Annotated in this window: 11 protein-coding genes; all 11 read right to left on the bottom strand. The window is 50.6% G+C overall.

The window, feature by feature from the left end:
- Positions 1-131: 131 nt before the first annotated feature.
- Positions 132-677 carry a BMC domain-containing protein gene (locus LKD71_RS10280; protein ID WP_227615324.1) on the bottom strand — a complete coding sequence of 182 codons (546 nt, stop codon included), beginning with the start codon at positions 675-677 and terminating at the stop codon, positions 132-134.
- A 15-nt stretch (positions 678-692) separates the two neighbouring features.
- Positions 693-2021 carry an SLBB domain-containing protein gene (locus LKD71_RS10275; RefSeq protein WP_227615323.1) on the bottom strand — a complete coding sequence of 443 codons (1329 nt, stop codon included), beginning with the start codon at positions 2019-2021 and terminating at the stop codon, positions 693-695.
- Positions 2022-2043: 22 nt separating this feature from the next.
- Positions 2044-2322 (bottom strand): EutN/CcmL family microcompartment protein, encoded by a 279-nt coding sequence (locus LKD71_RS10270; protein ID WP_177291821.1) that lies wholly within the window; start codon positions 2320-2322, stop codon positions 2044-2046.
- Positions 2323-2358: 36 nt separating this feature from the next.
- Positions 2359-3003: a phosphate propanoyltransferase gene (locus LKD71_RS10265; protein ID WP_177291820.1), complete on the bottom strand. Its 645-nt coding sequence runs from the start codon at positions 3001-3003 to the stop codon at positions 2359-2361.
- Positions 3004-3106: 103 nt separating this feature from the next.
- Positions 3107-3382: a BMC domain-containing protein gene (locus LKD71_RS10260; RefSeq protein ID WP_177291819.1), complete on the bottom strand. Its 276-nt coding sequence runs from the start codon at positions 3380-3382 to the stop codon at positions 3107-3109.
- A 28-nt stretch (positions 3383-3410) separates the two neighbouring features.
- Positions 3411-3722: a BMC domain-containing protein gene (locus LKD71_RS10255; protein ID WP_177291818.1), complete on the bottom strand. Its 312-nt coding sequence runs from the start codon at positions 3720-3722 to the stop codon at positions 3411-3413.
- Between the two features lie 42 nt (positions 3723-3764).
- Complete coding sequence (locus tag LKD71_RS10250) at positions 3765-4040, bottom strand: BMC domain-containing protein (protein WP_117767838.1); 276 nt, start codon at positions 4038-4040, stop codon at positions 3765-3767.
- Positions 4041-4119: 79 nt separating this feature from the next.
- Positions 4120-4425 carry a BMC domain-containing protein gene (locus tag LKD71_RS10245; protein ID WP_177291302.1) on the bottom strand — a complete coding sequence of 102 codons (306 nt, stop codon included), beginning with the start codon at positions 4423-4425 and terminating at the stop codon, positions 4120-4122.
- A gap of 20 nt (positions 4426-4445) precedes the next feature.
- Complete coding sequence (locus LKD71_RS10240) at positions 4446-5669, bottom strand: zinc-binding dehydrogenase (RefSeq protein WP_255632980.1); 1224 nt, start codon at positions 5667-5669, stop codon at positions 4446-4448.
- Between the two features lie 18 nt (positions 5670-5687).
- Positions 5688-7109, bottom strand: a complete 1422-nt coding sequence (locus LKD71_RS10235; RefSeq protein WP_177291304.1) for an aldehyde dehydrogenase family protein — start codon at positions 7107-7109, stop codon at positions 5688-5690.
- Positions 7110-7127: 18 nt separating this feature from the next.
- Entirely contained in the window at positions 7128-7937 is an 810-nt protein-coding gene (locus LKD71_RS10230) for a class II aldolase/adducin family protein (protein WP_177291305.1), read from the bottom strand.
- Positions 7938-8050 lie beyond the last annotated feature (113 nt).

Raw genomic sequence — 8050 nt, 5'->3', positions numbered from 1 at the left:
TCTGGGGGCGGCGGGCTCGCGACTCCGAGCCGCCCCCTCGAATTTAGTTTTCGTAGGCTTTCCAAAGTATAAAAAAAAGGAACAGGTCTTCCTCACCCATTCCTTTTTCCCATATCTTTTTCACAAAAACATTAAATCAACGTCTTCACAAAATCCTTCGACGGACTCGGGATTACCGCGTAATCCAGCATCGTACCCTCTTCCTTGAGGTGTGCCACGGAGGATTCCACTGCCTCTGTCACTGCAGCTACGCTGCCGGTCAGAAGCACATAGGATTTTCCGCACATACCACGGCAGAGACGGACTTCAAATACCGTTACCTCCGCGGTCTTGGCTGCATGATCGGCTGCCACGATGGCAGACGCTCCTGTGAAGGTTTCGATTACGCCGAGGGCCTGGATCGTATCCACTTCTGCCGTACAGTGCAGGGCACGGTACAGGGACTCGTGGGGATTACCCAGGACAAAGCTGTCAATCAGGCTTTCCGGATAGGTTTTGACTGCCGCATCAACGGAGACTCTGATTGCACTTAAATCACCGGTAAAGAGGATAATGAACTTACCGGGGCATACTGTCTGAGCTTCCAGAAGCTCAACCTCTGCTGTTTTTACAATAAGATCAGCCGCTTTGATACCAGAGGAGACTGTCTTATATTCTACCATTCCTATTGCTTTCATCGTTTTTCATCTCCATTATGCTTTAATACTCACGAAATTGTCCGTTACCGCAGTAACCGTTCCGGCAATACTTGCGTGCAGGCAGGTTCCCAGAGCACCCTCAGGCGGGGCTGCGATCTTCTGTCCTACACTGACTGTATCTCCTACTTTTACAGAGGGAACACAGGGAGCTCCGATGTTCTGACGGAGCATGAGCTTGACTTCTTTTACGGAAGTGATCTCTGTCATGGGTGCGGGAACATCAAAACCTGCCAGACCCAGACGCGTAATCAGGCGATGCTCCGGAACCCGGCGCTCATCACGCATGGGATCTGCCACACCTTTTCCCGGTTTGTCCGGAACCCGGACACCTTTCGCACGGAGCGCTCCTTTGTACTGATCCAGAAGTCTTCTGGGAGACAGGCCCTGATGGCAGGAATACATCTCGCAGAGGCCGCAGGAGCAGCAGAAGAAGGAGTTCAAAAACGGTTCCACATCATAGGTAAGTCCGTTGGCGATGGCTCTCATAAATACATTCGGTGCGATGGACTGTCCGAGAAGGTTTCTGGGACAGAGACTCGTACACATGGAGCACTGAGAACATACGCTCATGGCATTCCGGATATCCATTTTCGGAGAACTCTGGCGTTTGCGGATAGGCAGACAGTTCGGAGGCAGGATCAGAAGCGCCTTTGTCGTCTTGGTAACAACATCATTCAGGCCGCAGATCCGTCCGGTCATGGGGCCTCCCATCAGAGGTACATACTCTTCTGTGGAAACTCCGCCTGCCATGTCGATGAGTTCTTTTACGGTGACGCCGACAGGAACTTTCACCGTTACCGGTTTCTTAACCAGACCTGCCACAGTCACAAATTTATTTACCACATTGGTGTCGCTGGTAACTTTCTGATAAATGTTCAGAACGGTCTCAACGTTACAAACGACACAGCCTACCAGAATGGGGATCTTACCCTGGGGAACGATCCGTCCGGTAGTCTCATAAATCAGAACCACCTCGTCTCCTGCCGGATAAATGTCCGGTAAAATGTGAAGACGGAGATTCTTGTAATTTCCAATATTGCTCTTTACTGCTTCGATTGAGGCTGTGTAGGATTTCTTAACCGCAATGATTCCTTCCTTTGCTCCCATGGCTTCCACCATCATCTGCATACCGGAAAGGATCTCATTGATATAGTCTACCATCAGCTGACGGTCAACCTTGATCAGCGGCTCACACTCTGCACAGTTCAGAATCACTGTATCTGCCTGGTCAGAAAGCTTTGCATGGGTGGGAAAACCAGCTCCACCGGCACCTACGACACCGCCCTCAAATAAAGCGTTTTTTAAATCTAACATACTAACCATGTCCACTACTCCAACCTGTCTTTTATTCCACAATGACTATTTTCTGCGGGTCATCAACGATACCAACAATACATGCATCCACCGGGGAATTCGGATCGCCGCAGCCAAGTCTTGCCGCACTGCCCGTAGCCACCAGGACCAGTTCGCCGATACCGGCTCCCACATCGTCCACAGCCACGATCCGGTCACAGCCGTCAATCTCCATTTTTTCCATGGGATCAACGATCAGAAATTTGCTGCCCACAAGACTGCTGTTCTTTCTCGTACAAATCACGGTTCCAACAACTTTGCCAATAATCATCTTTGTATCAAGTCCTTCCTAAGTCCCCTTTTTCTGCTATTTGATCAGATAGCCCATATCCTTGGCGATGCCCAAGCCGTTTGCCTCATCAGTATCGATGTGCATCTCCAGATCAAAAGAAGGATCCACACGGACCGGCACATCTTCCAGCGTACCGCCTCTTCCGCTCTCAAAACGAACCTTTACTACCTGTTTGTCCACTACGCCAAAACGTGCTGCATCTTCCGGAGACATATGGATATGGCGTTTTGCCACGATACATCCCTCTTTCAGATAGATGGCGCCTTTCGGTCCCACCAGAGTCACCGGTGCGGAACCTGCCAAATCGCCGGACAGACGAACCGGAGCTTTCACTCCCAGTCTCACTGCATCCGTCGCAGAAACCTCCACCTGTGTCTGTTTCCGAACCGGTCCCAGAACACGGACATTCTCGATGGCACGGAGCTTTGTTCCAATGATGGTCACACACTCCTGCGCCGCATACTGCCCGCCCATAAGATCTTTCTTTTTATGCAGTTCATAGCCTTTTCCGAACAGGGTCTCAAGATCTGCCTGGGAAAGATGTACATGTCTTGCGGAAATGCCCACCGGAATCCGGTCTTTCGGATCGCAGACATCTACATTTTTCAGCTGTTCCACAACCAGCTTCGCTATTGCATTTACTAACTCTTGTTCCTGCATAATCTGTTCCTTTCTCCGAAGTTTTCCGCTGCTGTTATACATAAGCAGAAAAGGGCGCCGCCCTAGAGACTTATTGCACTCCTGCGGCACCCTTTATTTCATCTTATGCCTGCGGCAGAATCTTTTCCACATCACTGTGCGGTCTCGGAATTACATGAACTGCGATGATCTCACCAAGCTTCTCTGCAGCTGCGCTTCCTGCCTCAACAGCAGCCTTGACAGCTCCAACATCACCGCGAACCATAACGCTTACCAGTCCGGAACCGATCTTCTCAGTACCAACCAGAACAACGTTAGCGGCTTTCAGCATAGCGTCGGCAGCCTCGATAGAAGCTACCAGTCCTCTCGTTTCGATCATACCTAATGCCTGAAGTTCCATTCTTATTTCCTCCTTTAACCCCTGTCTGTCAGACAGAAGTATCGTTAAGGTCCCGCAGATACGGATACTTTCTTCTGCTGACCTCTATCAACTTCCAAGTTTCTTCGTGCGGATTTGCAATCACTGTGGAAGCCACCACGCGTCCGACGGCTCTGTGTTTTGCAGCTTCCACTGCTTCTGTCACCGCGGCAACATTCCCCTGGACGATGAGCGTTACCAACCTTCCGCCTAACTTCTTCTCCCAGGTGAGGAACTGAACATCTGCTGTCTTCAGCATAACATCCAGCGCCTGAATGGCATCCGTGCAGTTAGGCAGCTCAACTAATCCAATCGCTTTCATATGTGCTTCCTTTTCCTTTACTGGATTTTAGAGTTTCCGCGATTAGATGGTCGGCAGAATTTTCTGCACATCGTTGTGCGGTCTCGGGATTACATGTACAGCTACGAGTTCGCCCAGTCTGGAAGCTGCTGCTCCGCCAACCTCTGTAGCAGCCTTAACAGCTCCAACATCGCCGCGTACCATAACAGTTACCAGTCCGGAACCGATCTTCTCAGTACCGATCAGAGTTACATCTGCTGCTTTTACCATCTGGTCAGAAGCCTCGATTGCTGCTACGAGTCCTCTGGTTTCTACCATTCCTAATGCTTCCTGTGTCATTTCCTATATCCTCCTTGTGCGGGTTAAACCAATCATTCTTCTTTTATTTTAATATATCCTGCCTGACATTGCAAGACAATTATATAGCGCTGATCCTCAGCATTTTCTCCGTCTCCTCGGACGGACCGGCGATGATATAACGGGATACCACACCAGTGATACTTTCTGCTGCCGCGGCTGCTGCATCCATGGCCGCCTCCACGTCAGCTACGCTGCCTCTGATCTTCAGGCAGGTGATGAGTGGTACCGGCAACGCATCCGCATTGGCAGGTTTGTTTTTATCAATGGACTGGATGGTGACGTTGGCCGCTTTCGCTGCCGCATCTGCTGCCGCAAAGGCTGCCACACAGCCAAACACCTCCAGAAGACCTGCTGCCTCCTGCATGGCCTGTCACTCCTTTCTGCTTACTTGTTGACGATAGCGATCTTAAGTCCGGTCATAGCCAGGTTGGTCTTAAGAGCCTCGTTGATCTCCTCCAGCGGGAACTTATCGGTGATGAGCTCGCTCATCGGAAGGCCGATCTCTTTTGCACTCTTCAGGAAATCAAAGGTTGTTACATAATCTCTCAGAGTGTATACCCAGGAACCAACGATCGTGATCTCTTTGGAGCAGATATCAAAGTGCGGGTTGATGGTTGCATCGCCGCCGTTGATAAAGAAACCAAGCTCGCAGAGGCCGCCGCCGTTGCGGATAAATTTATAGATATTGGCATGTGCCACCGGAGAACCGGTACACTGGAATGCGAAGTCTGCCAGATGACCGCCGAAAGCGTCTTTTACTGCTCCGGCCAGAGCTTCGATGCCCTTGTGATCCTTGAAGTTTACAGTCATCTTTGCGCCCATCTTCTTAGCGAAGTCAAGACGTTTCTGCTCTCCGTCTACTGCACAGATGTTCTGAACACCCATGGTTTTCAGGATAGCGATGCAGATCAGACCGATCGGTCCGCAGCCCTGTACAACAACACGGCTATTGAAGCGAAGGATACCGGTGGTTTTTGCTCTCTCAACGGCATGTACCAGTACAGCACACGGCTCGATGAGAATACGGGAATCCAGATCCAGATCACTTACATTAAAGAAGGTAGAACCGAAGCTGCCGCCTCTGATCAGGATATAATCGGAGAACCAGCCGTTCAGATGTACATCGTCATCTGGAAGGAGGCCGTATACATCAGCTCCGCCTACATTTTTCTTGTTCAGGTCGAACATTGTGATCTCCGGATCATCCTTGAAGATCATGCAGGTAACGACTTTGTCGCCTACCCGAACCGGTTTACCAGCGGTATCAACTTTTACGTTTTTACCCATTTTTACGATCTCACCGGTTCCCTCATGTCCCAGAGCTACCGGGATCAGGCTGAAGGGATCTCTCTTGAACTCATGAGCATCGGTACCGCAGACTCCACAGCCCTCTACTTTTACGAGGATATCGTCGTCGCCGACTTCCGGCATCGGATACTCTTTGATATCAAAATGTTCCAGGGCGGTGAGGACTGCTACATGAGCGGTCTTCGGGATCTCGCCTGCTGCTGTTGCCGCGGGATCTGCTTTTACAGCGGGAGCCACGTCAGCAGGAGCGGCTCCTTTCATCTCAGCCAGGACCTGTTTTACGATTTCTTCAATATTCATTTCCACGTTTATCACTCCTTATCTGATGCAAAGTGCATCGCCCATGACACATCTTCTTGCCTTTGTAAAGCTCTTTGCAGAGGTAAGACCCTCTCCGGTACGGCTGCAGATGGTGAAGGTGGGATATCCTTCTCCGCCGAAGCCCAGTGCCGCATAGGAAGGTGCGTTCTTTACGAAAATAGCGGTGTCAATGGCTTTTCCAAATCTGGTCAGATTGTTGATGTTGGTTGAGTGCATGTGAGCGGAATGGCGGTTGCCGTGCTCCAGCTCTACTGCCACAGCGATTCCCTCATCCACATTTTTCACACGGACGATACCGAGAATCGGCATCATCAGCTCTGTCCAGATCAGGGGATGTGTCTTCTCTCCCTCGAAAATGATGCAGCGGACTTCGTCGCCTACGGTCACACCGATTTTTCCGAGAAGGACTTTGGCACTGCGTCCCACGCATTTACGGCTGATGACTTTCTTGCCATTCTTGTCATCCAGAACGGTATCTACCAGCTTCTGGACCTCTTCAGGGCTCGCATGATAACAGCCATTCTGTTCCATGTGATAGATCAGCTCGTCTGCCACGGTATCTACAACGACAACCTCTTTCTCTGCGATGCAGGGAAGGTTGTTATCAAAGGTGCAGCCGTTGATGATATCCTGGGCTGCTTTCGGGATATTGGCGGTCTCATCCACCAGTACAGGCGGGTTGCCTGCTCCTGCTCCCATTGCTCTCTTTCCGGAGGAAAGGACTGCGGTCACAACGCCCGGGCCGCCGGTAGCACAGAGCATATCCACGTCTTTGTGCTTGAAAATGTAGTTGCTCACATCCATGGTGGGCTCGGCAACTGCGGTCACGATATTCTCCGGACCGCCAACCTCAACACTGGCACGGTTTACCATGTCAATGGCCAGATTGGAACAGTTCTTTGCGCTGGGGTGAGGCATGAATACGACTGCGTTTCCAGCAGCCAGCATGCCGATGGAGTTGCAGATGACGGTACAGGTCGGGTTTGTGGAGGGGCAGACAGCTCCGATCACTCCCCAGGGACCCATCTCAGTCAGTGTCAGGCCTCTGTCACCGGACCAGGCGATGGTCTTGAGATCCTCCGTGCCCGGAGTCTTCTCAGCCACCAGCTGATGCTTGATGATCTTGTGGCCGACATTTCCCATGCCGGTCTCTTCTACTGCCAGCTCGGAAAGGAGCTTGGCGTTTTCCAGTGTTTTTTTACGGATATTTGCAATGATTTTTTCACGGAATTCCAGGGGCATCGGCTGAATTTCCTTCTGTGCTGCCTTTGCTGCCGCGATGGCTTCATCTGCGGTCTCAAAGATACCCAGAAGCTTCTTCTCCGGAGCCTTCGGGGCTGCCGGTGCCGCAGCTGTGGTACCCATGCCCTTCAGGACGCTTCGAACAATCTCTTGGATCTCTTGTTCGTTAATAGCCATAATGAGCCTCCTTAAAAATTATTTCATCTGCTCCAGAATCTTCTTTGTCACTTCAGCGACGATCTTCTCTACATCCGGCTCTGCTTTCTTGGTACCGCAGGAGCATGCTGCATCGCAGGAATGACATCCTTTGCCCGGTCCGTTCAGCTCTGCACACAGGTTTGCGGGATGTTTGCCCGGAAGACCCATTTTTCTTCTGATCTCGTACAGTTTTGCGATCTGCTCTTTGTCGAACTCCTTCGGGCCGCCCAGCATTTTGGATTTGTAGAGAAGCTCTGCGTAGAACTCTACAGACTCCATCTTCATGTATGCTGCCAGAAGGTCGGTGCTCCAGGTCAGTGCGCCGTGGTTCTCAAGAAGAACTGCGTCGTAGTACGGAAGGTATTTCTCGATGTTGTCCGGAATCTCAACAGTGGACGGTGTGCCGTACTCAGCGATGGGCACGCAGCCAAGAGCGATAACTGCCTCGGGCATGATCGGCTGTGTCAGCGGAATACCTGCGATAGCAAAAGCGGTAGCGAAGTTCGGATGAGCGTGTACAACTGCACCTACATCCGGTCTCTTCTCATACACTCTCATGTGCATTTTGATCTCGGAAGACGGACGGAAGTTTCCGTTTGCCTGGATTACGTTTCCTTTGGCATCTACTTTACAGATGTACTCCGGAGTCATGAAACCTTTGGAAACACCGGTCGGGGTGCAAAGGAATTCATTGTCGTTCAGTTTTACGGAAATGTTTCCATCGTTTGCAGCAACCATGTTCCGGTCATAAATGCGTTTGCCGATGTCGCAGATCTGTTTTTTGATTTCATACTCGTTAATAGCCATGAGAATGATCCTCCTTATGTTTGATTGTGTTGTTTTATTTTGATTGTTTCCATTCTACCATGATTTACGTCAAAAAGCAACTGATTTCTCAATATTTTCTCCCAATGGAAAAA

Source organism: Fusicatenibacter faecihominis, from assembly GCF_020686945.1.
Classification (GTDB): Bacteria; Bacillota; Clostridia; order Lachnospirales; family Lachnospiraceae; genus Limivivens; species Limivivens faecihominis.
The sequence above is the reverse complement of the archived record's forward strand: the minus strand, read 5'-3'. Positions and strand labels throughout refer to the sequence as shown.